Origin of the sequence: Psychrobacter sp. AOP30-A2-5 (genome assembly GCF_052378115.1) — a bacterium.
Classification (GTDB): Bacteria; Pseudomonadota; Gammaproteobacteria; order Pseudomonadales; family Moraxellaceae; genus Psychrobacter.
Window position 1 is genome coordinate 1 of sequence record NZ_JBQSXK010000022.1, and the last position, 26,566, is coordinate 26,566.

Genomic DNA, 26,566 nt, shown 5'->3' on the forward strand with positions numbered 1-26,566 from the left:
CTAAAGCAAGTATTCTTGCCATATTTAGGTCTTAGTATCTTGTCCATTCTGCTTTTTGGGGCTTTACGCTGGTTGCTTGATATTTATCTAGATGTTCTACCTTTAAAGGAAGGCTACTGGGATTTTGGTATTCCGCTCCTTTTATCTGTTTCAGTCGTTAGTATTTGTATGTGGCCGAGGTACGAGCTTTTGACCTTAAAGTGGGTTAAGCGTAGTAGTTCAGGCTACTTTTTTATAACGATGGTTTTAGCATTAGTGATACCGCTCGTTCTCAGCCAAAACTATTTGTCCAAAGCAGCTTACGAGGTCATTGAAGTAGATAGCCTGAGTGATATTCGTTACTATCCAAAACAAAAGTACTTCAGAGTGGATAATTTTGAGCCACTCAAATTAGAGAGCGTTTCTTATATAGAAACACAAGTAGTCAGTGGACGATATTTTGACTCAAAACTGCATATTGATTATTACATTGCCACGCCATTTACCGCCGCTGATAATATTTGGCTAGGTACTAGCTACCACACGAAATACGATAATCGTGCAGACCAAAGTATTAAAGACCATCAATACTCAGCGTTTATTAACGACTCGCGCCATCAGTACGAAGCCAAAGACCTCTCTACTATCAGCTACTTTGAGAAACTTAAATCATCAAATCAGAGAAGTGGTTACTTACACACGGTTTCTACGGCTAATAGGCAATCTAATTTGCCACCCTTAATATTGAAGCCAGAAACGGGATTACTTGCTGATAGCTTAGATCGTGATTTTGTTTGGGGGTTTGGTTCATTTTTTATTGGTATGGTGCTGTGCTTGTTGCTCGTTCTCGCAGCAGAGTTTGATAATCAAGAAAAGAAAGGTACACAAAAACATATACAAAAACAAAAGCCTGTAAAAAAACGTGCACCAGTAAGTGATGTATCAAAAAGCCTAGTAGTTTGGTTTAGAAGTAATAAAGAGCGACCTGTGACCTTGGTGTTAATACTGACCTGTATAGGTACATTTATACTGACCGTATTCATGGGTATGGATATCATTGACCCTTTATCTAGACAGGTAAATAGTGTAGGTGGGTTGACGATGAACGCGCTGCAAGCTGGTAAGTATTGGCGGGTAGTGACATCGCTTTTCGTACATGTAGGAATTATGCATTTAGTAATGAGTCTGGGGATGCTTTTTGCGACAGGTTATATTTTGGAAAAAGTATTGGGTTCTTTACGTTTTTCGATGGCCTTTTTTATATGTGGTATTTTCGCTAATGTTTTAGGGGTACTATATTTTGATATGGACATGGCAGGTGTCTGGGGTGCTACATTTGGCTTGTTTGGTATCGCGATACCGTTGGTGGCCTTTAAGATTTTTAATAAAAAATATCGAGAGCTATTCGGCGGTACTATCGCTGCGATATTAATCATTACTTTAACCAGCATGTTCTTTGCATTTATAAACACGCTCAGTTATATGGTGTATTATCTTTTAACCTTGTGTTTTGGTATTGTTTTCGGTGTGGTCATAGTCATGACTCAAAAACAGTCGTTATTAAGGAATGCTAGACGCCATAATATATAGTTATTGGCTACTCTTCATTAAGAAACTATATCAAGCAGTATGAATCAAACGTGATGAATTGTTATTAATCATTATTAGAGACTATCTCCATTGACGCCCTCAGCAAACTATGACTAAATAAGAGTAAGGCTAATAAAGACAATATCAATGATAAAATTAACATAGCCTTTAACAATAAAGTCAGCCGTACAAGGAGTGTGCCATGTCTACTATGATTACCGATCGTACCTATCGAATCGCTCGCGAAAATACCCAAGCGATGATAATCGATGTTCAAGAACGCTTAACACCGCATATTTATGACCATGAAAACATCGTCAAAAAAACAGTGATACTTATTAAAGGTCTACAAGCACTGAATATCCCTATTATGCTCAATGAACAGTATAAAAAAGGGCTCGGCGATACGCTACCTGAAATACGCGAGGTGTTAGAAGGCGATAACGCCAAAAGCTTTGAAAAGGTCACTTTTAGCGCTTGTGATAATGATGATTCGTGGCATTATTTAGCGCAGCAAAATCGAAGTATTGTTTTGCTATTTGGCGTAGAGACACATGTCTGTGTACTACAAACAGCGCTTGATTTGCTAGATAATGGTATGCAGCCCGTCATCATTGGTGATGCGGTGGGATCTCGTTTTCCATATGATAAAAAGCAAGCAATTCGCCGTATTCGCCGTGCTGGTGGCGTGATTACCACGGTTGAAACCATTCTGTTTGAGCTTTGCCGTAGTAGTCAAGACCCTGCTTTTAAAACCATTAGTAACTTGATTAAATAGTTCTTTTGTTCAAAATAGAGCCGATAGCGCTTACTCACATAAGCGCTATTTTTTATAGTGGTGTTAATTAGCTATAGGTTGGCATGCTCTTTTATAGCGCTCATAAAATGTATAATAATTGCTTATGCGTAAAGGTAAAATGAAGCGCTATATCTTCGTAGAAAAATTAAGAGAAAATTTATGCGATCAACCAAACCCCTTTTATTAACCAACCCAACGCTTGCCTCAAACATTGATATAGATCATGTCACTCATTTCTTATTAGAGCTTGATGCGCTTAAACGTATCAATCGTCGTAGTTATGTGACGCATACCACACGCAAAGAAAACTCTGCCGAACACTCATGGCATTTAGCGATGGCGTGCTGGTCTATCGCTGAACAGTTTGAGCTAGATGTCAATCATGAAAAACTACTCAAGATGGCGTTGGTACATGACTTGGGTGAGATTGACGCTGGCGATACGTTTTTATTCGCAAACAGTCGTAGCGAGGCGCACATTGAAGAACGCGCTGGTATTGCTCGATTGCAAGCTGAGCGTGGCAATGGCATCATGGATTTAAATGAGATTTGGGAAGAGCAGGAGACGGGTAGTAGTAAAGAAACCCAGCTGCTCAGAGTGGTTGACCGCTTATTGCCTTTTTTACTTAATTTAAATACCAATGGAAAAACGTGGATTGATGCTAACGTCACGCGTTCGCAAGTGACTGCGGCACTTGCTTTTATCAAAGACAGCTTTCCTCCCATTCATGATTGGCTATCAAAAAATATCGACTATGCGACCCAGCAAGGATGGTTGGTTGATGCTTAAGTAAAGCCATCATTTTGCCGTTTACATGTTTGCAAATATTCATCTTTTTCAACTATTAAAGCATTTAGAATTAGCTAAATGAGCGATTAAGTACATTATATAGAGAGATTGTTAAATGAGAGTCACTGGCACTTATAAGGTTTTTGCTAAATCGCTCGTCTTTGTTAGCCTATTAACTTTGGCGCAACTAACGCAGGCCGCCGCACCTATTAGTAATGGTGATAAACTGGCGCACGATGCAAAAAAACAGATAGGTATTACCACCAGCTATGATCCTGCTTACCGCAAGTTGGATTTTCCGCGTGGTGATGTACCGATAGAAACTGGCGTCTGTACCGATGTTATCGTCCGTGCTTATCGCTTGCAAAATATAGATCTACAGCAATTAGTCAACCATGATATGAAGTCAAATTGGTCGGCTTATCCAAAGACTTGGGGGCTGAAATCAACCGATAAGAATATCGATCATCGCCGAGTGCCCAATCTTGAAGTGTTTTTTGCGCGTCACGCAAAGACATTATCGACGACTGATAAAGACAGTTTTCAAGCAGGGGATGTGGTGACGTGGCGATTACCGAATGGTAATTTGCCGCATACAGGTATCGTCTCCGATAAAGTCGCTGCGGATGGTATACCGCTGATTATTCACAATATCGGACGCGGTACGCAAGAAGAAAACATCTTATTTGCTTATCCTATTCTCAAACACTTTCGTTATTAACTACTTTCATTATTAACTAGGGTGTGTCATCAATTAGATTGTGAGGCTTAAAATGAGAAAAATTGTAGATAAACAAGGAAGAAATTGCCGTTAATATGAACATATTGACAAAATTTCTGACGATATTTAGCAAAATTTAGCTATTTTAAGACCACTAAATGTATTCATGTGCTAATTGATGACACGCCCTAATATGTTGCGATAAGATAATTACCCATAATAAAAAGCTCAGTTCAACATAGATTAGGATGCTGAACTGAGCTTTTTTGAGTCGTTAAATCACTTGCCTATGGAGTGTTAGCGACACCCAGTAGCTGTCCCATTTTTACCACACTATCGGCTTTCATACTGTCTTGCCAATCTGCTTTTGCTCCTTTTGGTAGAATGACAATTGCGGTTGAGCCTAAATAAAAACGACCCAGCTCATCGCCTTTTTCAAAGCTCATATTGTGCTCAGCTTCTTGAATATCATCAGTGCGGGCAATTTTGCCAGTCGCCACTGTTTCGATACCAGCGACAATCATCGCCCCAACCATCACCACCGCTGCTTTGCCATATGCTGTATCAAACAGACAAACCAAGCGTTCATTACGCGCAAATAAGTCTGGCACGTTCGCCGCCGTAGTATTGTTGACCGAAAACAGCGTACCCGGTACATAACGGGTTTTGGTCAGAGTGCCAGCGAAGGGCATATGTACACGGTGATAGTTACTAGGGGCAAGATAAACCGTCGCAAAACTCCCATCCGCAAAATAGCGGCCATCTTCACTGTCAGCAAGCAGTTGACCAACGTCATAATAGTGACCTTTTGCTTGGAGCAATTTATGGTCGTCAATTTGACCCAACTGCGAGATAATACCATCGGCAGGACTGACGATACCATGAGGCGTCATGTCGATAGGGCGCGCGTCTTCTTTTAGCTCACGAGTAAAAAAGTCATTAAAGCTCTCATAGGCGTTGAGACTTTGGCGCTCATACTCGTCCAAGCTGACGTTGTAGGCTTTGGCAAAGCTACGGATAAACGTGCGTTTGACATAAGGATGGCGGCTAGCGGCTAGGCGCCCAGCAACTTTACTCAGTTGCTGCTGCGGGACAAGCTGTTGTAAAGTAGTGAATACATTCATAATGAGGCTACCAAAATAGGGTGTAATGTAATAATTAATAAGCAAGAGAATGGCCGTATTTTATCATGGACGGCGTATTATTGTATGGGCATAATTGGTAAGGAATCTATAAATGAAAGCACTTATACAGCGCGTACGCCATGCTAGTGTCACCGTCGATGCGCAGTGTGTTGGTACGATTGAGCAAGGCATATTGGCTTATATTGGTTTAGGGCCTGATGACGACATAACAAGCGCACAGCGAATGGTGGATAAAATCCTCACCTATCGTATTTTTGACAATGATGATGATCCTGCCAAGTACGGCAAACTGGATAAAAATGTCCAGCAAGTTGGTGGCGGACTGTTATTGGTATCACAGTTTACGCTAATGGCAAAAACAGACAAGGGTCGTCGCCCTGACTTTGGTGGTGCGATGGCACCTGATGCGGCGCAAGCGTTGTTTGCGCAATTGGTCGCTTATGCCAACACGCAATATCCAAACGTGGCAACTGGTCAATTTGGTGCCAATATGCAAGTGTCGAGCGTCAATGATGGGCCATTGAATTTCTTGTTAGAAGTAAATTGAGTAAACCAAGCATTAGCCGTCACGAGACTTATGAACCGCTTAAAAGTCGAATGTCATTAAACTGTCATAATTACCCCGTTTAATAGGGAGCAGCAGGCGAGCATTTATCGCCTTTTTTGTCAGCTAAATGTTGTCCTCTAACACTGAGAATGCCGTATGTATAATGAGCAAATTTTGATTGTTGAAGATGAACCTGCGATTCGTGAAATGATCGTCATGACGCTAGAGATGGCGGGATTTGATAGTCTGCAGGCAGCGGATGTATCTGAGGCGCACCAACAAGTGGTCGATCACCGCCCTGCGCTGATTTTGCTAGATTGGATGCTGCCCGGTGATAAAAGTGGCATTGATTTTTGCCGATTGCTCAAAAACGATGAGCTACTCGCTGAGATACCAGTCATTATGTTGACAGCTAAAAGTGAAGAGGACAGCAAGGTGCATGGCCTTGATGCTGGTGCTGATGATTATATGACCAAGCCTTTTTCGACACGTGAGTTGATATCCAGAATCAAAGCAGTATTGCGGCGTAGTAACGCGCTCAATAGTGATAAACCTATCGAAATCGGCAATTTGAGCCTTGATCCCAAAAGTCAGCGAGTGACAGCGGCTGGTAAAGTGGTTGATGTCGGGCCTACGGAATATCGATTATTGGCATTTTTTATGAGTCATCCAGAGCGTGCCTATACGCGGACGCAGCTGCTAGACCAAGTATGGGGCGGTAATGTATATATCGAAGATAGAACCATTGATGTGCATATCAAACGTTTGCGGACATTATTACGACCGCATCAATGTGATACGTTGATACAGACAGTGCGTGGGACAGGCTATCGATTTTCTAGCTTTATTGAACCAATTTAACTGACGGTTTTTATTCGCTATAAAAGCAGTATGTTAATCGCAGCACAGTGAAAAACGGCGAATAGTGATAAGGATGATGGATGAACACCCTAATATCGGCTCAAGGCGACCAACAAAATAAGTCACTGCTAGCAACTCAGCAGAATACAACGGATCAACTCAAAAAAATTAGAAGCGCACTACGTGCATTGCGTGATGCGGTGGTTTTGCTCAATGACGATGATGGGCTTGAATGGTGGAATCAGGCCGCCGAAGATTTAATGTTGTTACAGTTGTCAGATAAAGGTAAGTGCATTTTTGACTTTATTAGTGCGCCTGAATTTCGTCAGTATTATCAGGCGACGACCAACCCTAACGATGGTGCTCAGGATGGTGTGCACATTGTCTCGTGGCGCGCGCCCAAGCGTTATCTGAAATGTGAGCTCACGCCTTTTGGTGATGAGAAGCTGCTTATCATTTATGATGTGACGCGCTTGCATCATTTGGAGGAGATGCGCCGCGACTTTGTGGCGAATGTCTCGCATGAGTTACGCACACCATTGACCGTCATGATGGGCTATCTAGAAAATTTTTCGGATCAGCCAGATATGCCGCCGCATTGGAAGCGCGGGTTTGAGCTGATGAGCCAACAGACTGCGCGTATGAATAGAATTGTGAATGACTTATTGCTGTTATCTCGCATCGAAATCGAAGAAACCCATGAGCTCAGTTATATTGATATGACCAAGCTGCTGACCCATGTTTATGATGATGCGCAAGCGTACAATCAAGAGTATGGGCATACCATTCACTTGCAGATAGATACTTATGACGGACTGTATGGCTCAGAGATGTATCTAAATAGCGCGCTTTCTAATCTGGTGATTAATGCCATCAAATACACGCCCAAGGGCGGTAATATCGCCATTAGTTGGACAAAAACGTCAGAAGGTTGCCGATTTGCCGTCGAAGACAACGGTATTGGTATTGCACCTGAGCATATCGCACGGTTGACGGAGCGTTTTTATCGTATTGATAAAGGTCGTAGTCGGGCGACTGGCGGCACAGGGCTAGGTTTGGCAATCGTTAAACACGTTTTATATCAGCATGAGGCTAACTTACAAATTGAATCAGTAGAAGGGGTAGGCTCGACGTTCAGTATGGTATTTCCAGCTGCCCACATTAGATCAGCTGCGGTACCCTAATCTTTTTGTAAAAGTGGATAGGGGTTCACTGCACTGCCGCTGATATAAATACCGTAATGTACATGTGGCGGCGTACCTTTTGCATTGCCACTGTCGCCGACGTAGCCGATGATATCGCCGGCATTAACCCAGTCGTTTGGACTAATATCTGCATAATCTTCTAAATGCGCATAATAATGCCCTGCGCTGCCTGGTCCAACCACCACCACCACACGACCGCCTAACGTATTTTCACCAACTTTGCTGACGATGCCTTGTGTCGTGGCTCGTATTGGTGTGCCTCGTGCGGCAAAGATATCGATACCTTCATGACTGCGACCTTGACTGCGTGCAGCGCCCCATGTATCTGTTAGATGTTGCTCTGGAAGTGGACTGGGTAAGCTGTTTTCCGTCGGTAGTTCCTGCTGTAATAAACTGAGCTGTTGCCATTTTGCCATCACAAATGACTGAGTTTGTTGGCTGATACTGGGTAAGAGCCTATCAAATACAAATAATAGCATCAACAATACAGCCGCTTTAATAAGCACACTGAGTACACGATTTAAAAAGGTTGGCTTTTTCTTTGGCTTTAATTGTGGATTACTGTCATCTGCTGGCATCTATCTCTCTTCAGTTTTTTAAATGGACTTCAATTGATATTATATAAGTGAAGTTATCTATTCTTTGTATGCCATTGTTATCTCTAGTTTTTATCCCCATAAACATAACGTTTCTTTTAAAGTTTACGTATTTTTAAAACGTTACATAAAATACCAATGTTGTTATCTATTATTGTTATCCATGGCTGAACTTTTATGACTGATACTGCGCTGATTATCGATACCGAAACCGACCAAGGTCGTGATCCGCGTCCGATTCAAGTGGCGACTATTAATGCGATGACGGGCTTTGAGTGGATGAAGTACTTTAATAGTGGTCGTTCGATATCACCAGTTGTCATTAGAATTCATGGTATTACTGATGAGGATGTCGCTGGTCTTGAGCGCTTTGATTTAGAGGCGTTTGAGTTGCCGCAGTATTTGATTGGTCATAACGTCCGCTTTGATTGGCGGGTTATTGGCAGTCCGTCTACTAAGTTGATATGTACGGTTCGGCTGGCGCGTGTGGCTTTTCCAGAGTGGAGTGCTTATGGTCAGTCCAAATGTATCGAGCAATTATTAGGCAAAAAGCAAGCAAGTAGGATGACGATTGCCGCTCATGATGCGCTGGGCGATGCGCGTATGTGTTATTTGCTTTATCAGGCGTGTTGTGAGCGCCTAGCCATTGCACCGATGGATTTTGCTGCTGTCCATGCTATCGCCAATAAAGCCAATCCAGTGAGCAAAATGCCCTTTGGCAAACATAAAGGTACGCTGATTAAAGACGTGCCCATCAGCTACGTAAAATGGATGCTAGGTAATATCCATAATATGCAGCCGTCGCTTTATTCTGCCTTAACCAAGCGTGTCAAAGCAGAACAGGCAGCAAAAAATACGCAAGACTAAATAGAATTGCATTTGAATAGGTTAACTAAACCGAACTTATTACTTCTTAGCTAGCCAATCAACCGCTATTTGCCACAGCTGTGGGGCTTTAGCGTTGGTTCTGCTACTAAAATAGCGCATATGACCGATGCTGTTTAGACCAAAGTCTTTAGGATCTAAAAACTGTTTTTCGACTGGCATTTTAGTAAAAACACGAATCATATCATCCATATTTTTGCTATTGGCAATGTCATCATCACTAAACCCCAGCCATAATGATGGCATAGTAATGTCATCATAAAAGTGCGTTTGTATACTTTTGCCAAAGGCTGTTTTGATATAGCCTGCGCCATTACACCATTCGCGCCACTGCCGAGACACGCCCCGTGGTAGCGGTTCGCCCATACCAATTTTATCTGACGGCGTGTACCCTAACGTCAAGTTGGCGAGTGGAATAAAGGCATCCATAAAACCCATCGCCTTGAGTTTATAGGGCATGCTCATATTTTTAATACGACCTGATGAGCAGGCGACATTGAACACTGAAGCGAGCGCACTATAATTTGGCATCAAACCAATCAGCTGACCGCCTGCACTATGCCCAATTAAATGATAGGTGGCGTCGGAAAATTCATCTTGCAATGCATCAAGGACGGCTGGCATATCATGGCGACCCCAGCTAATCAGCGATGCATCGCATTTAGCCAATGCAGACGACAGCGATTCACCGATGCCTTCATTGTCAAAGGTTAGTACACCAAAGCCATTTTCTGCTAAGTGAGTGGCAAAATTGTGATAAAACTGGCGCTTGATACCCGTTGCTGGCGCGATCATAACCGTTTTTTTTACCTCATTTTTAGGGCGATAGACAGTCGCTGCCAGTGCCTGATTGCGCTCAGTCATGATACTCAGTGAGTAAATATCCGTCTGGTACTGTTTATTTTTCATGCTTTAACCTTCATATTGTTAGGGTTCTATGCGGTGTGGAGTGGCTATTTATTTGCAATTATTTATCAATAATTTGCTCTTAAAATGTAGTCATTACGTAGTGATAAACCGCTTAAATTAGCTGATAACCACCTGATAGCATCGCTTATGTTAAGATAAATGCTGGCAAGCAAGGCGTTCAATTGTGACTTTCAAGTTCTATGCTATTTATCTTGGGTGGTATTATCCATTAGGGTTTTAACGAGTATTTAACAAAAACAATCGATATAAAAATTAAGGAAGCTATATGCAAATGAAAATTAACAATGACACTTATGAAGTCATTACCAGTCAAGACATTACCAATATTGAAAAAGCAGTGGATAAATCAACGTTAACGATGCCGTTGGTAGCGGTTTATTGTGGTTCGCGTTTGGGCAATAATGAAGTCTACGAGCAGGCAGCCCGCGAGTTGGGTAGTGCGCTTGCTGACAATGGCATGGGTTTGGTCTACGGCGGCGCGAGCATCGGGCTGATGGGTGCCGTTGCAGATGAGGTGATTCAAGGCGGTGCGCAAGCGGTCGGTGTGATTCCAACGTTTATGCTCAAGCACGAAATTGCTCATGAGCAGCTGACTCGTCTGCATTTAACCGATACCATGCACACCCGTAAAACCGTGATGGCAGAGTACGCGGATGCTTTTATTACCTTGCCGGGCGGGCTTGGTACCTTAGAAGAAATTATGGAAATCGCTACGTGGCGTCAGCTATATCAACATGAAAAACCGATGATTATTCTGAATATCAATGGTTTCTATGATCGTATGATCGAGCACTTAAAATATACGGCTGACCAAGGTTTTATGAAACAAGAAGATCTGGAGCGTTTGGTAGTATGTAACACGATTAATGAAGCCATTGAGCTATTAAAAACAGTCGTAAAAATAGACGATGCAGTCGATACCGAAAAAATGGCTGGTAATTAAGAGTACATATTTCTATAGATGAATACTTTTATATATAAATATTTCATCTATAAAAAAGGAGAGAAGGGCTGATCATTAGCCCTTCTCTCCTTTTTTTTGTTCAATTTTTAATAGAACGCTTTTTATATCTCAGTAGCACCTGCATCATTAACCGTGTTGAAACCCTTTAAAGTTGTCTCGCCAATACCGTGATTCACATCAGCCATTGCCAATGGAAAGCCTCGTTGCTCAGCCAGTGTACGCGCGACTTCATCAATCGCCATGCTATCGTGTTTTGTTAAATACGCCCAATTATGAGCATAACGATTGCGGTTGGCTGGCGTGTCATGATCGATTAAGCCAAGTTCAGTCAATTCATCAACGATTTGATCGGCAGCAATCAAAGTTGATGATGCTTTGACGTTTTCCGCACGAGCATAGCGAATATTAGAGTACAAGCTTACATCAGCCACTCGCAGCGTATCGTCCTCACCGGGAATTTGCTGCCCACCATATAGCGCGTTACCGACCGTACGTGCGCTATGGAAGGTCGGTACAAACTCCGCTACATAATCAATCGCTTGCTGACTACGCGCTTGTAACGGTGCTTTATCCCAGCCATCTTCGATGTAGTGCACATACTGTGGCGGCAGCTTAGGTTGGGCGCTGTCTTTGCTAGAGGCGACCAAGCCATCATCGAATAGTGTGATAAATTTGCTCATGCCATGTATTTGAAAATAACCACCGGGGTAAGGCGTGAGTTGTGCCATGCCTTCAGGTGTGCCGCGACTGCCATAAACGATAATCTCTGGTATCTGTCCGCCAGTATCATCCCAGTGGGTAATATAAGACGATTTAAACTCGACCATACGCGTGACTTTGACCCCGACCATATCGTCGATGACGCCCGTACGAAAACCGCAAGCGTTGATTAAATAATCCACTTCGATAGATTCAGTTGTATTTTCAGTTGTATTTTCAGTTGCAAATTTGGTTGTAAGCTTAGTTTCAGAGCTGGCAGCTTGCTGATAATCAATACGCCATTTAGTAACATGATGGTCAGCGTTTGAGCAGTTTTCACAATCAACAGGCATAACTTGCTTAACCTGCGTATCAGTAAAGACGTGTGCATGCTCATAATCTGCTAATGCCAATTGCGCAGAGGCCGCCAAGCGAAAAATATTCCAGCCGTACTCTTGCACGACAATCAGTGGAAACTTGACTTTATTTAAGTCCAAATACTTAGCGACTGGTATCATCCATTCATCAACTGACCGCGGCACAGTGACTTGTTCACGTTCTGACAGCGCAATGAGTTGCTCATGACTATAAAGCTGATAGTAGTTTTCAGGTTCGCCCAACACTTTGTTATTAGCATCTTCGGCGATAAGCTTACGATACGCATCAGTCAAGATATCAAGACGTGGTAGCAAGTCTTCTGGCAAGCCTTCATCGCGAGTTGGTACGGCAAATACTGTTGGGCGAACATCGATGGTATAAGGATAAAGGCGCAATATATCGATACATTGTTTGAGGAGAGCCACACAATCTTCATCAGGAATTTCGCGGTATAGATTGCCGCCAGCATGCAAGTGACACATCGGTGGACCATCAATCAGCGATTTGTTTTTTTCAAATACATAAGTTTCAAGCCCCAATGCCGCAAGGCGAATAGCAATGGTTGCTCCTGCCGTACCACCACCAAGAATACCGACGCGTTTGGCAGAGTGCGCTTGGTTTTTCACTGGGTTTTTAATGAAAGAGTGAGTCATTGTCGTTGTTATATCCTTAATAGCAGTTACAGCAGGTCATGCTCGGTGTATTTGTTAAATAGTTTATTCTAAAATCTTATTTTAAAAAATTTGTCCTAATGGATGTTGTTCTAAGCCGTTTATAACTATTGATATGCGTGCAAAGGACGTCAAGTTCAATATGCATATGAAGCCGCAAGGGTCATATTTGTCATTGTGTAGTAATTCTTAATTTATATAGGGTATTCTACGAAAAATGACAGCCAATATGACGGCAAATACGTAAGTAGATACGTGAGTTTTGTCAATGAATGGCTATGCCAGTTTAACCAATTTGCAAATATATAAGCTTTTGTAAATTTATATAGGGATAGAAACGACTGCGCTGTTGCATATGCTATATTAAAACTGCTCAAAGTCAGCGGTAGGGTTTTTTTGCCATTGAAATCATCTGACGATGAGAAAAATCCAAATAAAAACTTATGATGATAATCACAATCAAAATGACAAGGAAGTTATTATGAAACGTATGCTTATATTATCGGCTCTCACCGGTGTTTTAACGCTTACTGGTTGTACTACGTTAAACAATGTATTCGGCAATGATGATTCTGGCATGCATGATGTACAAGCCACCAATAAAAATACCGCGCCAGTCGCGAGTAAAAACGGCATGTTAGTCGATGCAAGCAATCACATGACCTTATATACCTTTGACAAAGATGGGATGAACAAATCAGAGTGTGGTAGTGCCTGTCTAATTGCTTGGCCAGCATTTATGGCACCGAGTAATGCCAAAGCGTCAGGGCAGTTTGCAGCGTTTCAACGCGAAGATGGCAAGTATCAATGGGCGGTAAATGGTAAGCCGTTATATTTCTACGCCAATGATACAAAGGTGGGCGATAAAGATGGCGACAATAAACTGGGCGTTTGGCATATTGTCAAAACCAAGTAAAGTAAGCCCATTGTCTACCGAAATGAAAGACAATTAGCATCAAAAAAGCAGCCATTGTAATGGCTGCTTTTTTATTGGCTTGACTGATTAGAATCGTAAAATAACGCGATCAAATATCTGCCAAAGCTTCAGCTTGTTCAGTCTCCAAGATAGTTTCTTTAGTAGGCTCTTTTCTATATAAAGGGAAAAAATCGGAGCGTAAATCATTTTCGATGAACCAGCTATCAGCGACTAATGCTGCGTATTTTGCTGGATTAACGACGAGTCTATAAGTTTTGAATAATGACTCTTGTGAGCTAAACCCTTTTTTATACTCGTATAAAGAATCTAGATTAGAGCCTACGCCGCCGCCAAGATGCAGTAATTTATAATGATTGGTTCGGCCCCAATCACGAGCCACATGGGTAATAAGTTTGGAAGGTTGTAGATGGGTATAAGCGTTGAGCGTGCCTCCGAGATGAAATTGCATAATGCCCGATTCTTTACAGATTGTGTAGATAGAGGAACCAATGGCTTTATTATCCTGATAGGCAGTTATCAGTAGTATTCTGTCTTGCAGATTTTCGAGCAAATTAAAAAAGTAATCATCATCAAAGAAGTAGTACTGATCTGCCTTCACCTGCGCCATCGTTTCTTTGTATATATTGGAAAACATCACTACATTCTCTCTGGTTAAACGCTCAATTTTTGTCACGACATCCATTTTTAAGGCTTTTTTAATACCTCTACGATGACGATTTTGAGTCTCGCTCCAGTGCTCCTCTTCAGATTTACTCAAGTCAGACATCAATGTCAATCCATGAGTGAGTGCTTTGCCGACCGTTGGTAGCCACTCTTTATTGATGATTGGATGCAGTCGCATGAATAAAGACACACAGCCTTTTTCTAAGAGAAAGCCCCTTACTTCTGCCAATATTATGTCTAATTCGGCATCAGTGAGAGACTTATCCATGACAGGACCGCCGTAACCATAAGTAGAGGTGGCATCCCAATGCTCTGAGTCGAGTTCTCTTATAATGAGAGGTAAAAAGATTTTTTTATTGTTATAAGTGGCAATCACTCCTTGAGGAGTGCCTTTATCTACAATAGCTGACGCAGCAATCCAACCAGATAAGTGATAAATATCAAAGTGATAATCAGCGATGTTTTTATCCCAGTCTTTATTTATCTCGGCAAAGTCTACCTGTACTGTATCCATCTTTCTGCTCCCTCAGCGTTATGTTTTATATTCGTAAATCCATATATATGAATATAACAATAAAAACTGAGGTTAACAAGCAGATGGGAAGTATTTATGCGATTTATTGAATATATATAAATGTCGAGTGAGTTGATTCATTATTGTCAAAAAAGCAGCCACTATGATGGCTGCTTTTTTTTTAGAGTATGTAGAGAGAGTATGTAGAGGAAGTAGCGATTTGTGCTTGGCTAAAAATTAGACTTATTTAGATTTTTTGTTGGTTTGCGCTTTTTTCTCTATTAACTCACCATCGATTTGGATCGGGACATTGGTGGTAATGCCATCTGCGAAAGCTGTCATACCATAGGCTGCGCGATCAATATTACCCGTTGCACGGAAGCCAATAACTGGCTCTTTGGTAAGAGGGCTGTTGGCGATTTTATTCAAAGTCACATCCAAAGTTAATGGTTTGGTTTGACCTAGCATAGTAAAGTCACCTGTGACCTTGGCTTGTTGCGGATTTATAAATTTTACGCTGGTTGATTTAAAGGTCATGGTTGGATATTTGGCGACGTTAAAAAATTCAGCCTTTTTTAAATGCTCATCACGTGCATCCCAATTGCTGTCAATGCTATCGGTTGCAATGGTGAAGCTCATATTGGTTTTACTGGGTGCTTTGACGTCGTAATTAATGACCCCTTTGACGTCGTTAAAATGACCCATGGTGGTCGAAAATCCTAAGTGATTGACAGAAAATCCCACACGGGTGTGCGAGTCGTCTAATTGCCATTGACTAGGTAATGCCGCACTTGCAACAGTGGTGAGTGCCAGTGCTGAGCTGATAAGCAAGGCTTTTGCGCTATTCTTCATAACAGTATTTATCATTATATTGTCCTTATTGAGTGTTTATAAATAGTGGGTGCTTGATTAACGAGGCGACATCAGACAGTATCCATCATCATTAACAAATGATTAATATCGAAAATAATTATTAACTAAATCTAAACTTAAGATATTTATTGATTATTTAAACTAATTTAATATTATACTAACATACCGTATACCTCTCAACAAAATAGAGATTTTGGTGACAACTTATCACATATATCACTCACAACTGCTGCTTGCGTCTAGCGGTAAAAACCGTTAAAATCGCGGTTTGATTTTCCCGCTGGGGAAAGGCTAAGTGAGCAGAGGAATGGTGTTGGGTGCTGGAATAAGCCAGTGACGCAGCTGCCATACTTATCAATGTCCCTTAGTGCCTCAGTTACGTATGTCATGACTTGTTTGACACATCGTCTAAGATGGTGTTCAAGAGTGCTATACATACATCGGACATAGAGAGTTTATTATGCGTAAAGATATCCATCCTAATTACCAAGAAGTTTTATTCCATGACACTAACGCTGACGTGTTTTTCTTGACTCGTTCAACCGTTAAAACCAAAACCACTCGTGAATACGAAGGGTCAGAATATCCATACTACCCACTTGATATCTCAAGTGCGTCGCATCCATTCTATACTGGCGAACAACGCAAAACTTCTACTGAAGGCCGTGTTGCTAGCTTCAACAAACGCTTTGGTGCATTTGGTGGCCGTAAGAAAGCTGCTGATACTGACGCTGCAGAATAATTCACACGTATTGCGTGATATTATTTTGAGCATGTGTTTTCTCAAACATGCACAGCTATAGTATTAAGAACATAAAGAAACCGCTGACTATTCAGCGGTTTTTTTTGTTTAAATTTTTAGAAGTAACGCCTCAATGGTTTTTAATCAGTCAACTCAGCATCGGAAGGGTTCAGTAACTCTATAATCAACTCTGACAATTGCTGCGCCCAATAGCCATACATGAGGCTGCTAGGATGAAAACCGTCACTGGCAAACATCACTTTGATATCGATTGGAGTACCGTTCGAATGCTCTGCTATCATTCGTGGAAAGTCAGTGGCCATGTAGGTGACACTATCATGAGCGGCGCAAACTTGCTGCAATATCTTATCAAGGATAGAGGCTTTAGCACCCACAAAGTTACTTAGCGGGGCAGGTATCGCAGGCATTTGTGCCATCGGCGGCAGGCTTAAAAAAATCAACTCTCGCACGCCAAATTTACGCTGAGCGATAGCAATGATATTTTCAATTTGCTGTTGCCATTTATCCACCGAGACTTTAGAGGTGGTGTCGTTAACGCCGACACTCAGCACCATCACATCAACAGGCTGGCTAGGCGCGGGTAGAACATAAAGCCTACGCAAGATATCAAAGCTGGTATGCCCCGTCGTCGCTTGCAATGACCAGTTCAGTATATCAAACTGATTTTGGATAGCAGACTGCTGCGTCAAAACAGGAATTAAGTTACCGACAAGCGCTTCTTGCTGCGTCTCACTACCGACGCCAGCCGCCGCCGAATCGCCAACAACCATTAGGTTTAATGTTCGCTTGTGCGCATCTTTTGGCGACTCAATCGCGTCATTTAATTGAACTTGCCCGTGCCTTTCACCACTTGGCTCAGGTAGACGTACCGTATCATGCTTAATTTTGCGCCCTTGATAAAGATAAATAGGAGCAAGCAGTACATCTCTTGCCACCGAGGCGATTTTATTGCTATTTATCATATTGCTACCATCCTGCACGCTCCCGAATAGTGGTGAGATTGTCTTCAATTAATAATTTACCATCGACATAAATATCACGCAGTAGGTTATCTGCGTCTGCAGATAGGTCTTCAGCCTTGATGGTTTTTAGCTGTCCATTGCTGTTTTTGACCAGCGCCAAACGTCCCTTCTTTGAGCGTTTTGAGCGACTGGTGACAGGGTCTTTATAGATATCTTTCCATACGCCATCGATAGAGATGGCACTGGCTTTCATCGCCCAACTCATGGTATCGCGATTGACTTGCTGCAATAAGCCGCCGCCCATCCCAAAGGTGATATTGTCGGCACTAAAACCTGCGTTTAAGACCACATCGATGATTTTGCCTAAGCTTTGCGGGCTGATACCATCGCCTTGGATAATGCGTACATAGTCGGGCAGCACTTTATAGCCTTTGCTATTTATGGTGGTGCCAAACTTTACCGCCAAGCGCTCTAAGGCTTCGCGCACCACTTTTGCCGGATCGCCGCTATCTGGACGGATAACCAAAGTTCCGCCCATATTTTTGACGTCGTCTTTTAGGCTACCGCCCCAAATATTATCAATGGCATTCCATAAATCATAGCTGTCAGATACCACAGAAAAACTTTTACCAGCGCCGCCAAATTGTTCAATCATATTGGCAAAGGCGACAGTTTCTCCGTCGTGACCCCACGCCGTCATGGTGCTATGCTCAGCAGCAGGGATAGAAAAAGCAGCTATTTCTTTGTCCATGTGATACCAGCGGCTGGCGGCAACCAAGGCCGTCATTGAATCGGTACCAGCAAAATTCACCAAATGCGCAAGGCTACCGAGTGCCACCGATTCTTGGCTCGAAGCACCGCGCGAACCAAAATCATGCAAGCGGAAAATCAGCGACTCAGTATTGTCGGCAGATTTTTCTAGGGCCTGACGTATGATGCCTTTGCAATAGTGCGAGACGCTAGCGACGGTTGAGGGATACCAAATCGCTCGCAGTAATGCCGTTTCGATATAGCTTGGTAGCCAATAGAACTCAGGGTCAGTATTGATAATTTGACAGACCACATTGGATGCCGGAACGACGCTACCTTCAGGAATGGCTTCGATGCGCAGTGGCAGATAGCCGCCATACTTATCGACTAACAGCTCCCAACCGGCACGGTTAAAGGTTAAGCCATGGGCTTGAATGACCGTTTCGGCTTCATCGATATCTTGATGGGTAATCGGCGTGCTAAGGTATTCTTTGATAAAGGCTTGCAAGCCAAAAAATACCACATCGTAGTCACCTTTACGCGCTTCGATATAGCTTGATAGATACTCGCTACCTTTTGGATATTGCACCCAATGGGAGGTTTTATAGCTGTCGCTATTTAAGATTAAATTGTTTAAATTGCTGGTGTACATCACAGAACTCCTCTGCTTTGAGATGCCGCAGCTGTTTTTTAATAACCGCTGCGGCGGTGAGCCATTGCCGTCTATCGGCGCTGGCGTGAAAAAAGGTTAATAAAAATTGCACAGTCGCCTGATAAAAGCCTACAAACCAACCATTTTAGCGATAATCGCATAATGGTCTTCAAACATCATGGTGGCATCAAGCTCAGCGAGTGGCAGCCAAAACGCTTTGGCTGCATCGTCGCCACCTTTGACTTTTGGCAACCCTTTTGGGTCGTTTTTTAGCTGAAAATAAAAAGCTTGGGTAATCGTACGCCCACGCGCTGAGCGATACGGGTCGTCAAAGGTATGCTGACTATGACAAGAGCCGCGTAGCACCGGTTCAGGCACTTTTAAGCGCGTCTCTTCGCGTAGCTCGCGGATACAGGCATCAAAGAGTGTTTCTTTTGGATTCAAAAAACCACCCGGTAATGCCCATAGCCCGCGTCCTGGCATACTGCGGCGTTCAACCAATAAAATATGCCCTGATTGTACGACGAGCGCATCAGCGGTCATAAAGGTCGGTGGATAAGGCGCAGATTCCCATTGTCTTTTATATTTATCGACAAAATCGGCTTCTTCATGCAGGTTTTGATAAATATCGGTCTTTTTAAAGTCATTGAGGACGTTGCGGGTCGACTCAGGGGTGCGCTCAGGCGTTGGCGTGGCACCCATCAGGTAGCTGTCACGAATAGGGGTCGCGGATAAATTGTGATAATTGGGTACAGAAACCGACGCCCAATTTGGGAATAAGGATAAATAATAAGATGAGCTGTCTTTTGAATGACCAATCAGCCCAATATCAGCCTGTAAGTCGCCGGTGACGGATTTGACGCCCGTCTGCACATATTGCAGCCAACGCGTGTCATTGTAGAGTGCATCGTCGAGGCCGACACAGTGAATTCGCGCCGCTTCTGCTGGCAAGTAGGTGTTCTTAATCATCGCCGCCCGTTCATCGACACTAAATGGATTACGCAGACTGCGCGGCAGGTTGGCAGAACCGATCAGCATAATGACGTTATCGGCACGTTTTAATGCTTCGTCGATGACCGCTTTATGTCCACGATGGAAGGGCTGGAAACGCCCGATAAAAATCAAATAACGATAGTGTTTATTGTCTTTAGCTGAACTTTGCTCTGATGATTCGCTCATATACGCCACTTTCCTACTACGGATATTTCATTGGTTAAAATTTATTGAGTAAAAAGTAATGACGCCAATACTGACACAGCCTATCACTCGCTGACAAGTATAAAGATGTTTAGAGGTGTGCGGTTTTTGGTTATAGTCCGTACCATGTTGTAGTTAGGCTACAACCGCACCGCTATTTTAACGGGCATGCTGCTCAACCCACGCGGTAACTGTTGGCCAAATTTCGTGAGCGGCGTTACGACTGATCATAATGCGGCTGTGTGTATAATCGTCCAAATCTCCATGGCTGAGCGAGTATTCTCGAAAAATATTGGCAGGGTTTTTAAAGGGTTCAAAAAATAGCTGACAACCACGAGTAGGGGAGATGAAATTGTCGCCTTTTGCGCTGATAGCATAGATAGGTATCGTGATTTTTGGCATCTGTTGCCGGTAGTCTAAAGGTGCATCATCAGCGGCGAATGTATCCATGCTGGCTGTCTTAAATGTACGTTGCTTAAGAAAACTGCTGTTAAAGTTTTTTTGTAGATTCCAGTCGTACCACTGGCTCATCATATGATAGCTTTCATTAAAAGGCCCTAGCTTGATTTTTTTAGCAGGGATATAGCCAACCAGCCGCGTGAATAATTTTGCTATAAGAATTTTAGTATGATTTATCGGATTTATTGCAGCGCCATAAGCTTGGCAGGCAAACATGCTAGCGCTATTAATCTTATCGATATAGCAGGGATGCTGGATCAAAAACATCGTTAAGCCAACCCCGCCGCCGCTATGGGTGACGCAATGTAGATTGTCGAGTTTTAAATCCTCAAAAAGGTAGCGAAAAGTCGCTTCATAGTCATAGGTTGCAACCGTTTCGAAATTGAATTTTTCTTTGGGTATTGAGCTTGCGCCATGACCGCGCCATTCCATGATGTAGCAATGATGACCGAGGCGGGCTAGATACTCAGCGATTTTCAAACAGGTTTGTTTGTCGGAAAACGTGCCGTGCGTCAAAAATATGTTTTGTGCTTTTATGGCAAGTGTATTGGTGGTAGGGGTATCGCTCTTTGTTTCGCCTTTTGTATTATCCACAATCTTCCAAACGGCTACTTGTTCGTCGTCTTTGGTCGTTACTAGATTCAGTGTTTGTGTCATCATAAGATTGATTCAACTAAAATATGAAATTTCTGCTAGCTTAAATGTAATGTTTAACAATGAAAATTATAGTAATAAATATAAAGATGCTAAAAAATTGCGTTATAAAATAACGCTTGAACATCCTCTTTTCTTCGATATCTAAGCGATCTCTATAGTCAATATAAAAGAATATCAACTGGAGTAATGGATTACGAAAAAATACCAACGCTACATGAATTTTGATATGGCGAGACATAATTTCTTTTACAGCTTTGGTATAGTCAACACCCTCCGGTACTAAAAGCGCGACGACTATAATAAGGGCAACAAGAATGCCTAATATAATAATCAATAAGTAAACCTATAAAAAGGTATTTAGGACAACACACTTTACCTTGTAAATAGATCTAAAACTAGCGCTAGAAAATAGCAAGCATGATAAGTGCTTTGGTTGTATGGTCTCACACAGTGTTAGACATGCCGTAGCATTCGGAAGAAAGTAGGTGGTTAGTTAGTGTTCTAGGTGCTTGATAATCACGGTTGCTGTCTTTATATAGTAGGGGATATATCAATCATTAGATAAGTGCTATTTGTCGTGTCTATTTCGTCATTGTTAATAAAGCATTGATAAAACCGATAGCAGTCATTTGTGAGCATTTTGGTTTAATTCACAGTAGCGCAGTCGGAATTGTCGGCTGAGTACGTTATAATAGCTGCTATAAATTGAGCAAAATGTTATAACAACGGCAGTCAATATTTTAAGACAACAGACCGTAATGATTGATAACCCGCATAACTTATACCCGCTACCTAATTTTAAATTCACGACACAGTAGCCATAACAGATATAGCGTTTGTGTCATAACGCATAGGACATATTATGAGTGAGCACAACCAAGCTGAGAGCCAACTAGACCAGTCAGCAGACTATGAATCAGCGCTAGATACTGAGCAAACTGTAGCAAAAAGCAATATTACTATTACTGAGTCAGCCCAAAGCTACTTAGCAGATTTGTTATCCAAGCAGGATACCGATGGTATCGGCGTGCGTATTTTCGTTGAGCATCCAGGTACGCCGCGTGCAGAGTGCTGTATGGCTTATAACCAACCGGGCGAAGAGGATAGTGCGGACCTGCGTTTTACGTATGACAGTTTTTCTGCCTTTATCGAAGCGGCGTCTGTTCCTTATTTAGAAGATGCGGTGATTGATTATAATAAAGACCGTTTTGGTGGTCAGCTGACCTTCCGTGCACCAAATTCTAAAGTGCCTAAAGTGGGTGCGGATGCCAGTGTCGAAGAGCGTATCAACTACGTATTGCAGTCAGAGATTAATCCCGGCTTAGCGGCGCATGGTGGCGACGTACAACTGCTTGAACTGATTGATGAAGAAGGCGTTGGTCTGACTGCGGTATTGAAGTTTGGTGGTGGTTGCCAAGGCTGTTCAGCCGTTGACATGACCTTACGTCAAGGCGTTGAAGTGCAACTTAAGCAGCAAATACCAGAGTTGACGCAAGTGATTGATGAGACCGATCATACCCGTACCGAAAACGCTTACTATAAATAGAAATCTCAGTAAAAGCCAAAGCGTTAAGTAATATCTGAAGAGTTATTTTAATTAAAAAGCCAAGTTTTGATGAACTTGGCTTTTTTTATTGCTATGATTTGGGAGATTGTTTTTTAGCTGAATTTTCAGTGACATATTGTTGATTAATAATTTGTTGATTAGTCATTTATTGATTAATAACTTTTATCGAAATAAAGGAATATATGATGAGTGACGAACAAGCAGCCCAGCAAACAGCCCAAAAATCAGAGACGCCTCAACGTCTTGAGACCTTGGCGATTCACGCCGGTTATAGCGTTGAGCCAACGACCAAAGCGGTCGCAGTGCCGATTTATCACACCAGCTCGTACGCCTTTGATAACACTCAGCATGGTGCTGATTTGTTTGATCTAAAAGTTGCAGGCAATATTTATACCCGTATTATGAACCCGACCAATGCCGTGTTGGAGGAACGCGTCGCGGCACTCGAAGGCGGTATCGGTGCCCTTGCAGTAGCATCTGGCATGGCAGCCATTACTTATGCGATTCAAACCATCTGTGAAGCGGGCGATAATATCGTTGCTGTGTCGACCTTGTACGGCGGTACTTATAATTTGTTTGCCCATGCATTGCCGCGTCAAGGTATCGAAGTCCGCTTCTTTGATCACAAAAATCCTGAGGCGATTCGTGATTTGATCGATGATAAGACTAAGATGGTCTTTGCAGAAAGTATCGGTAATCCATTAGGTAACATCGTTGATATTCAAGCGCTGAGTGATATCGCACATGAATATGGTGTGCCAGTGGTGATTGATAGTACGGTTGCCACGCCTGCGTTATGTCGTCCTTTTGAGTTTGGTGCGGATATCGTGATTCATTCATTGACCAAATATATGAGTGGTACAGGTACCTCAATTGGTGGGGCGATTGTCGATAGTGGTAAATTCGCATGGGGCGACTATCCTGAGCGTTTTCCCTTATTGAACACGCCAGATCATAGTTATCACGGTGTGAACTTTGTCAAAGATGTCGGTGCAGCAGCCTTTATCGCTCGTGCTCGTGTGGCACCGCTGCGTAATACTGGCGCGGCACTTAGCCCGCTCAATGCTTTTGGTATTTTGCAGGGTATGGAGACATTGAGTCTACGTATGGAGCGCCATGTACAGAACGCGCAAGCCGTTGCGGAATATCTGCGTGACCATGACAAGGTTGCTTGGGTAAAGTATGCGGGTTTGCCAGATCATCCTGAGCATGAGCTTGCCAAAAAATACATGAAAGGCACGCCTTCTGCTATTTTGACCTTTGGAGTAAAAGGTGGCTTGGAAGCTGGTGCTCGCTTTATCGATGCGCTGCAGCTGATTACTCGTTTGGTCAATATCGGTGATGCCAAATCACTAGCCTGTCATCCAGCGACGACCACCCATCGCCAGCTCAATGAGCAAGAGCTCGAAAATGCAGGTGTAAGCACTGATATGGTACGTCTATCAATTGGTATCGAGCACATCGAAGATATCAAAGCGGATCTTGCGCAAGCATTAGCCTCGGCTTAGTATTAAACGCTTTTTATTGAACTGAGCAATGTGAGCTGAGCAATGTGAGCTGAATAACTTGTCTCATGATTAATAATAAAAAAGCCCATATCAATTGAGATGGGCTTTTTTATTATTGGCAATGACAGATTTTTATAAGTTAAGCAGATAGTACACGCTTCGCAATATCTCTATAATCTTGTGAGGCTAATCGTGGTCCAAACTGTTGAATCACCTGCGCCGCCACTTCGCTGGCAAGACGACCACATTCAGGCAAGCTATAGTGCTGCGACAACGCGTATAAAAATGCTCCTGCGTAATTATCACCGGCACCGTTGGTATCAATGACATTAGTAACGATTGGTGTAGCAACTTCATAAATCTCAATCTCTGATTTATCATCAGCTTTATGAGCGATTGTTGCACCATTGGCACCATCAGTGACCACTGCTGTCTGGCAATACTCAAGCAGTGCGCGTGCGGCTGCCTTGACTTGTTTTTTGTCCGTAAAGAGTTTGGCTTCCTCACTATTACAGAATATCACTGCCACTTTATTGCCCAGCATATTGAGTAAACCGTCTTTGGCAAACTTCACCACGGCAGGATCAGCAAAACTTACGGCAATTTTTGCAGAATGAATCCCTGCTTGATGACGCAACTGAGTCATGGCAGGCTGAATACTCTCAGTCATGGCCAAGTAGCCTTCTATATATAACCAGTCAGCTTGTGTCAGCGCATCAAAATCGACATTTTCTGCGGTGATTTCGCTTGAAGTGCCGAGATAAGTTTGCATGGTGCGCTCGCCATCTTCAGTCACTGCGACCACACATGAACCCGTTACTCCGCCTGCATGGATAGATTTCTCTGAAGTTGCAACGCCTGCTTCATGTAAGTCTTTGAGGTAAAACTCGCCTTGTTGATCGTCACCAACGCGGCAGGCATAAAATGGCTTGCCGCCTAAACTGGCAAAGGTATACATCGTATTAGCCGCTGAGCCACCACCAGCCTGCTTTGATGGTGCAATTTCTGCCAGTTTAAAATACGCCAACAATTGCTGTTGCTCGTCGATACCTGCCAGCGTCATATTGCCTTTGGTCAAGTCAGTCTCTTCTAGCGCCGCATCTGACAGCACATATTCATGGTCAACCAATGCGTTGCCTATCGCCATTACATTGTACATCGCTCACTTCTCCTCAATGGTTTTATAACTGTCTTTAATATTAATATCCAAAAATTATTCAGCTTGTAGCTCAAGTAAGCGCTGATATAGCGCATTCTTTTTGACGCCAGTGATATCAGCGCCCAATGCAGCGGCTTTTTTAACCGATAAGTCCTCAAGCAAGCGCTGCAATAATTTATCATGAATACTGATGTCATCCGCATCCTGCACCACATTCACGCCAGCGACGACCACGACTATCTCACCGCGCTGTTGATTGTCATCAGCTTTGACAAATTCCACCAAATCCCCAAGAGTGCTTTTATGGACAGTCTCAAAGGTCTTAGTCAATTCACGGCAAAAAGTGACTTCACGATCTGCGCCAAATATAGTCGCCATGTCTTCTAAACTGGCGATAATACGGTGCGGTGCTTCATAAAATATCAGCGTTTCGGTACGTGAGTTTAATGCTGCTAATTGCTTTTGGCGACCGTGGGTTTTGGCGGGTAAAAACCCAATAAAGCTAAAGCGGTCTGAGGGCAGTCCTGCGACTGACAGTGCAGCAATGGCAGCAGAGGCACCAATGATAGGAGAGACTCTAACGCCTGCGGCATGAGCGGCCTGTACCAGTTGATAACCTGGATCACTGATGAGTGGCGTACCAGCATCACTTATCAAAGCAACCGAATGTCCTTGCTCGATCATCTCGATAATTTTGGGTGTTTGAATGGCACTATTGTGCTCATGGTATGCCCAAAGCTTGTTATGACCTTTTTGCTTGGTCGCGGTATCAGCGTCTGTCACGTTATTATCGGTATTATTTTTAGTGTTAGGAGCTTCTGACTCTTTTTCGTCGTCGGCTTTACTGCCTTTGGTATCAATGCCAAAATGCGACAATAGCTTACCTGAGGTACGGGTGTCTTCACAGGCAATGATGGCGACTTGTTTTAAAACATCGATGGCATGCGGCGTCATATCGCTCATATTGCCAATCGGCGTGGCAACGATATATAGACAAGCTGGCATCGCGGTAGGGCTAGACATGAAAACCTCGGAGTATTAAAAGCGGGAATTAAAATATAATGTGGCGCGCTGACTGACAAAACTGGTTAAAAATAGAACTTAAGCAAAGCATAAAACACCATACCAGCATCTGCACGCGAAAGT

25 protein-coding genes are annotated in these 26,566 nt (G+C 42.9%); 13 read left to right on the top strand and 12 right to left on the bottom strand.

What is annotated here, in order from left to right; translation table 11 throughout:
• Positions 1–72: 72 nt before the first annotated feature.
• From ACT3S4_RS12375 to ACT3S4_RS12390, 4 genes are all read left to right on the top strand, one after another.
• Positions 73–1,569: a rhomboid family intramembrane serine protease gene (locus ACT3S4_RS12375; protein ID WP_444761159.1), complete on the top strand. Its 1,497-nt coding sequence runs from the start codon at positions 73–75 to the stop codon at positions 1,567–1,569.
• 202 nt (positions 1,570–1,771) lie between these two features.
• The gene (locus ACT3S4_RS12380) at positions 1,772–2,347 is read left to right on the top strand and encodes an isochorismatase family protein (RefSeq protein WP_444761160.1); all 576 of its coding nucleotides are present in this window, start codon (positions 1,772–1,774) and stop codon (positions 2,345–2,347) included.
• Positions 2,348–2,527: 180 nt separating this feature from the next.
• Entirely contained in the window at positions 2,528–3,157 is a 630-nt protein-coding gene (locus tag ACT3S4_RS12385) for an HD domain-containing protein (RefSeq protein ID WP_444761161.1), read from the top strand.
• A 115-nt stretch (positions 3,158–3,272) separates the two neighbouring features.
• Positions 3,273–3,878 (top strand): DUF1287 domain-containing protein, encoded by a 606-nt coding sequence (locus ACT3S4_RS12390; RefSeq protein ID WP_201560817.1) that lies wholly within the window; start codon positions 3,273–3,275, stop codon positions 3,876–3,878.
• A 287-nt stretch (positions 3,879–4,165) separates the two neighbouring features.
• Here the strand turns inward: ACT3S4_RS12390 and asd are convergent, their stop codons facing one another.
• On the bottom strand, positions 4,166–5,002 hold the full coding sequence (gene asd / locus ACT3S4_RS12395) for an archaetidylserine decarboxylase (protein ID WP_201560816.1): 837 nt from the start codon (positions 5,000–5,002) through the stop codon (positions 4,166–4,168).
• A gap of 112 nt (positions 5,003–5,114) precedes the next feature.
• Here asd and dtd point away from each other — a divergent pair, with 112 nt between their 5' ends.
• From dtd to phoR, 3 genes are all read left to right on the top strand, one after another.
• Complete coding sequence (gene dtd, locus ACT3S4_RS12400; RefSeq protein WP_201560815.1) at positions 5,115–5,570, top strand: D-aminoacyl-tRNA deacylase; 456 nt, start codon at positions 5,115–5,117, stop codon at positions 5,568–5,570.
• 156 nt (positions 5,571–5,726) lie between these two features.
• Positions 5,727–6,431: a phosphate regulon transcriptional regulator PhoB gene (gene phoB / locus ACT3S4_RS12405; RefSeq protein ID WP_201560814.1), complete on the top strand. Its 705-nt coding sequence runs from the start codon at positions 5,727–5,729 to the stop codon at positions 6,429–6,431.
• A gap of 80 nt (positions 6,432–6,511) precedes the next feature.
• Entirely contained in the window at positions 6,512–7,615 is a 1,104-nt protein-coding gene (gene phoR, locus ACT3S4_RS12410; RefSeq protein ID WP_201502572.1) for a phosphate regulon sensor histidine kinase PhoR, read from the top strand.
• On the opposite strand, the gene ACT3S4_RS12415 is transcribed toward phoR, so the two are convergent.
• Complete coding sequence (locus ACT3S4_RS12415) at positions 7,612–8,214, bottom strand: M23 family metallopeptidase (RefSeq protein ID WP_201560813.1); 603 nt, start codon at positions 8,212–8,214, stop codon at positions 7,612–7,614. The genes phoR and ACT3S4_RS12415 overlap by 4 nt on opposite strands.
• 195 nt (positions 8,215–8,409) lie before the next feature.
• Here ACT3S4_RS12415 and ACT3S4_RS12420 point away from each other — a divergent pair, with 195 nt between their 5' ends.
• Positions 8,410–9,099 (top strand): putative quorum-sensing-regulated virulence factor, encoded by a 690-nt coding sequence (locus tag ACT3S4_RS12420; RefSeq protein WP_201560812.1) that lies wholly within the window; start codon positions 8,410–8,412, stop codon positions 9,097–9,099.
• A 39-nt stretch (positions 9,100–9,138) separates the two neighbouring features.
• Here the strand turns inward: ACT3S4_RS12420 and ACT3S4_RS12425 are convergent, their stop codons facing one another.
• The gene (locus ACT3S4_RS12425) at positions 9,139–10,026 is read right to left on the bottom strand and encodes an alpha/beta hydrolase family protein (protein ID WP_201560811.1); all 888 of its coding nucleotides are present in this window, start codon (positions 10,024–10,026) and stop codon (positions 9,139–9,141) included.
• Between the two features lie 286 nt (positions 10,027–10,312).
• On the opposite strand from ACT3S4_RS12425, the gene ACT3S4_RS12430 reads away from it, so the two are divergent.
• Complete coding sequence (locus ACT3S4_RS12430) at positions 10,313–10,990, top strand: LOG family protein (protein ID WP_045455284.1); 678 nt, start codon at positions 10,313–10,315, stop codon at positions 10,988–10,990.
• Positions 10,991–11,112: 122 nt separating this feature from the next.
• Here the strand turns inward: ACT3S4_RS12430 and ACT3S4_RS12435 are convergent, their stop codons facing one another.
• Positions 11,113–12,741, bottom strand: a complete 1,629-nt coding sequence (locus tag ACT3S4_RS12435; protein ID WP_444761162.1) for an FAD-dependent oxidoreductase — start codon at positions 12,739–12,741, stop codon at positions 11,113–11,115.
• Between the two features lie 499 nt (positions 12,742–13,240).
• On the opposite strand from ACT3S4_RS12435, the gene ACT3S4_RS12440 reads away from it, so the two are divergent.
• The gene (locus ACT3S4_RS12440; RefSeq protein ID WP_045447953.1) at positions 13,241–13,675 is read left to right on the top strand and encodes a COG4315 family predicted lipoprotein; all 435 of its coding nucleotides are present in this window, start codon (positions 13,241–13,243) and stop codon (positions 13,673–13,675) included.
• A gap of 109 nt (positions 13,676–13,784) precedes the next feature.
• Here the strand turns inward: ACT3S4_RS12440 and ACT3S4_RS12445 are convergent, their stop codons facing one another.
• Together ACT3S4_RS12445 and ACT3S4_RS12450 are read right to left on the bottom strand one after the other, a co-directional pair.
• Entirely contained in the window at positions 13,785–14,873 is a 1,089-nt protein-coding gene (locus ACT3S4_RS12445) for a peptidoglycan bridge formation glycyltransferase FemA/FemB family protein (RefSeq protein ID WP_444761163.1), read from the bottom strand.
• Between the two features lie 243 nt (positions 14,874–15,116).
• A complete protein-coding gene (locus tag ACT3S4_RS12450; RefSeq protein WP_238049504.1) occupies positions 15,117–15,740 on the bottom strand; it encodes a YceI family protein in 624 nt (207 codons plus the stop codon).
• 466 nt (positions 15,741–16,206) lie between these two features.
• Here ACT3S4_RS12450 and ACT3S4_RS12455 point away from each other — a divergent pair, with 466 nt between their 5' ends.
• Entirely contained in the window at positions 16,207–16,488 is a 282-nt protein-coding gene (locus ACT3S4_RS12455) for a type B 50S ribosomal protein L31 (protein ID WP_011281173.1), read from the top strand.
• A gap of 140 nt (positions 16,489–16,628) precedes the next feature.
• On the opposite strand, the gene ACT3S4_RS12460 is transcribed toward ACT3S4_RS12455, so the two are convergent.
• The 4 genes from ACT3S4_RS12460 to ACT3S4_RS12475 form a co-directional block, all read right to left on the bottom strand.
• Positions 16,629–17,471 carry an SGNH/GDSL hydrolase family protein gene (locus ACT3S4_RS12460; protein WP_250163197.1) on the bottom strand — a complete coding sequence of 281 codons (843 nt, stop codon included), beginning with the start codon at positions 17,469–17,471 and terminating at the stop codon, positions 16,629–16,631.
• Between the two features lie 4 nt (positions 17,472–17,475).
• Entirely contained in the window at positions 17,476–18,873 is a 1,398-nt protein-coding gene (locus ACT3S4_RS12465; RefSeq protein ID WP_444761164.1) for a nicotinate phosphoribosyltransferase, read from the bottom strand.
• Positions 18,874–19,002: 129 nt separating this feature from the next.
• Positions 19,003–20,052 (bottom strand): bifunctional nicotinamide-nucleotide adenylyltransferase/Nudix hydroxylase, encoded by a 1,050-nt coding sequence (locus ACT3S4_RS12470; protein ID WP_444761165.1) that lies wholly within the window; start codon positions 20,050–20,052, stop codon positions 19,003–19,005.
• Positions 20,053–20,229: 177 nt separating this feature from the next.
• On the bottom strand, positions 20,230–21,189 hold the full coding sequence (locus tag ACT3S4_RS12475; protein WP_238049499.1) for an alpha/beta fold hydrolase: 960 nt from the start codon (positions 21,187–21,189) through the stop codon (positions 20,230–20,232).
• A gap of 859 nt (positions 21,190–22,048) precedes the next feature.
• Here ACT3S4_RS12475 and nfuA point away from each other — a divergent pair.
• On the top strand, positions 22,049–22,732 hold the full coding sequence (nfuA, locus tag ACT3S4_RS12480; protein ID WP_045455268.1) for a Fe-S biogenesis protein NfuA: 684 nt from the start codon (positions 22,049–22,051) through the stop codon (positions 22,730–22,732).
• Between the two features lie 206 nt (positions 22,733–22,938).
• On the top strand, positions 22,939–24,261 hold the full coding sequence (locus ACT3S4_RS12485) for an O-acetylhomoserine aminocarboxypropyltransferase/cysteine synthase family protein (RefSeq protein WP_201502561.1): 1,323 nt from the start codon (positions 22,939–22,941) through the stop codon (positions 24,259–24,261).
• 139 nt (positions 24,262–24,400) lie between these two features.
• Here ACT3S4_RS12485 and ACT3S4_RS12490 read toward each other — a convergent pair whose 3' ends face one another.
• Positions 24,401–25,420 (bottom strand): adenosine kinase, encoded by a 1,020-nt coding sequence (locus ACT3S4_RS12490; protein WP_198330257.1) that lies wholly within the window; start codon positions 25,418–25,420, stop codon positions 24,401–24,403.
• Positions 25,421–25,474: 54 nt separating this feature from the next.
• The gene (gene rsmI / locus ACT3S4_RS12495; protein ID WP_201560803.1) at positions 25,475–26,443 is read right to left on the bottom strand and encodes a 16S rRNA (cytidine(1402)-2'-O)-methyltransferase; all 969 of its coding nucleotides are present in this window, start codon (positions 26,441–26,443) and stop codon (positions 25,475–25,477) included.
• Positions 26,444–26,566: the final 123 nt, after the last annotated feature.

Excerpts from the sequence above, each read along its gene's own strand:
- ACT3S4_RS12380 (WP_444761160.1), top strand. The coding sequence starts at position 1,772 with ATGTCTACTATGATTACCGATCGTACCTATCGAATCGCTCGCGAAAAT.
- ACT3S4_RS12385 (WP_444761161.1), top strand. The coding sequence starts at position 2,528 with ATGCGATCAACCAAACCCCTTTTATTAACCAACCCAACGCTTGCCTCA.
- ACT3S4_RS12390 (WP_201560817.1), top strand. The coding sequence starts at position 3,273 with ATGAGAGTCACTGGCACTTATAAGGTTTTTGCTAAATCGCTCGTCTTT.
- asd (WP_201560816.1), bottom strand. The coding sequence starts at position 5,002 with ATGAATGTATTCACTACTTTACAACAGCTTGTCCCGCAGCAGCAACTG.
- dtd (WP_201560815.1), top strand. The coding sequence starts at position 5,115 with ATGAAAGCACTTATACAGCGCGTACGCCATGCTAGTGTCACCGTCGAT.
- phoB (WP_201560814.1), top strand. The coding sequence starts at position 5,727 with ATGTATAATGAGCAAATTTTGATTGTTGAAGATGAACCTGCGATTCGT.
- phoR (WP_201502572.1), top strand. The coding sequence starts at position 6,512 with ATGAACACCCTAATATCGGCTCAAGGCGACCAACAAAATAAGTCACTG.
- ACT3S4_RS12415 (WP_201560813.1), bottom strand. The coding sequence starts at position 8,214 with ATGCCAGCAGATGACAGTAATCCACAATTAAAGCCAAAGAAAAAGCCA.
- ACT3S4_RS12420 (WP_201560812.1), top strand. The coding sequence starts at position 8,410 with ATGACTGATACTGCGCTGATTATCGATACCGAAACCGACCAAGGTCGT.
- ACT3S4_RS12425 (WP_201560811.1), bottom strand. The coding sequence starts at position 10,026 with ATGAAAAATAAACAGTACCAGACGGATATTTACTCACTGAGTATCATG.
- ACT3S4_RS12430 (WP_045455284.1), top strand. The coding sequence starts at position 10,313 with ATGCAAATGAAAATTAACAATGACACTTATGAAGTCATTACCAGTCAA.
- ACT3S4_RS12435 (WP_444761162.1), bottom strand. The coding sequence starts at position 12,741 with ATGACTCACTCTTTCATTAAAAACCCAGTGAAAAACCAAGCGCACTCT.
- ACT3S4_RS12440 (WP_045447953.1), top strand. The coding sequence starts at position 13,241 with ATGAAACGTATGCTTATATTATCGGCTCTCACCGGTGTTTTAACGCTT.
- ACT3S4_RS12445 (WP_444761163.1), bottom strand. The coding sequence starts at position 14,873 with ATGGATACAGTACAGGTAGACTTTGCCGAGATAAATAAAGACTGGGAT.
- ACT3S4_RS12450 (WP_238049504.1), bottom strand. The coding sequence starts at position 15,740 with ATGATAAATACTGTTATGAAGAATAGCGCAAAAGCCTTGCTTATCAGC.
- ACT3S4_RS12455 (WP_011281173.1), top strand. The coding sequence starts at position 16,207 with ATGCGTAAAGATATCCATCCTAATTACCAAGAAGTTTTATTCCATGAC.
- ACT3S4_RS12460 (WP_250163197.1), bottom strand. The coding sequence starts at position 17,471 with ATGATAAATAGCAATAAAATCGCCTCGGTGGCAAGAGATGTACTGCTT.
- ACT3S4_RS12465 (WP_444761164.1), bottom strand. The coding sequence starts at position 18,873 with ATGTACACCAGCAATTTAAACAATTTAATCTTAAATAGCGACAGCTAT.
- ACT3S4_RS12470 (WP_444761165.1), bottom strand. The coding sequence starts at position 20,052 with ATGAGCGAATCATCAGAGCAAAGTTCAGCTAAAGACAATAAACACTAT.
- ACT3S4_RS12475 (WP_238049499.1), bottom strand. The coding sequence starts at position 21,189 with ATGATGACACAAACACTGAATCTAGTAACGACCAAAGACGACGAACAA.
- nfuA (WP_045455268.1), top strand. The coding sequence starts at position 22,049 with ATGAGTGAGCACAACCAAGCTGAGAGCCAACTAGACCAGTCAGCAGAC.
- ACT3S4_RS12485 (WP_201502561.1), top strand. The coding sequence starts at position 22,939 with ATGAGTGACGAACAAGCAGCCCAGCAAACAGCCCAAAAATCAGAGACG.
- ACT3S4_RS12490 (WP_198330257.1), bottom strand. The coding sequence starts at position 25,420 with ATGTACAATGTAATGGCGATAGGCAACGCATTGGTTGACCATGAATAT.
- rsmI (WP_201560803.1), bottom strand. The coding sequence starts at position 26,443 with ATGTCTAGCCCTACCGCGATGCCAGCTTGTCTATATATCGTTGCCACG.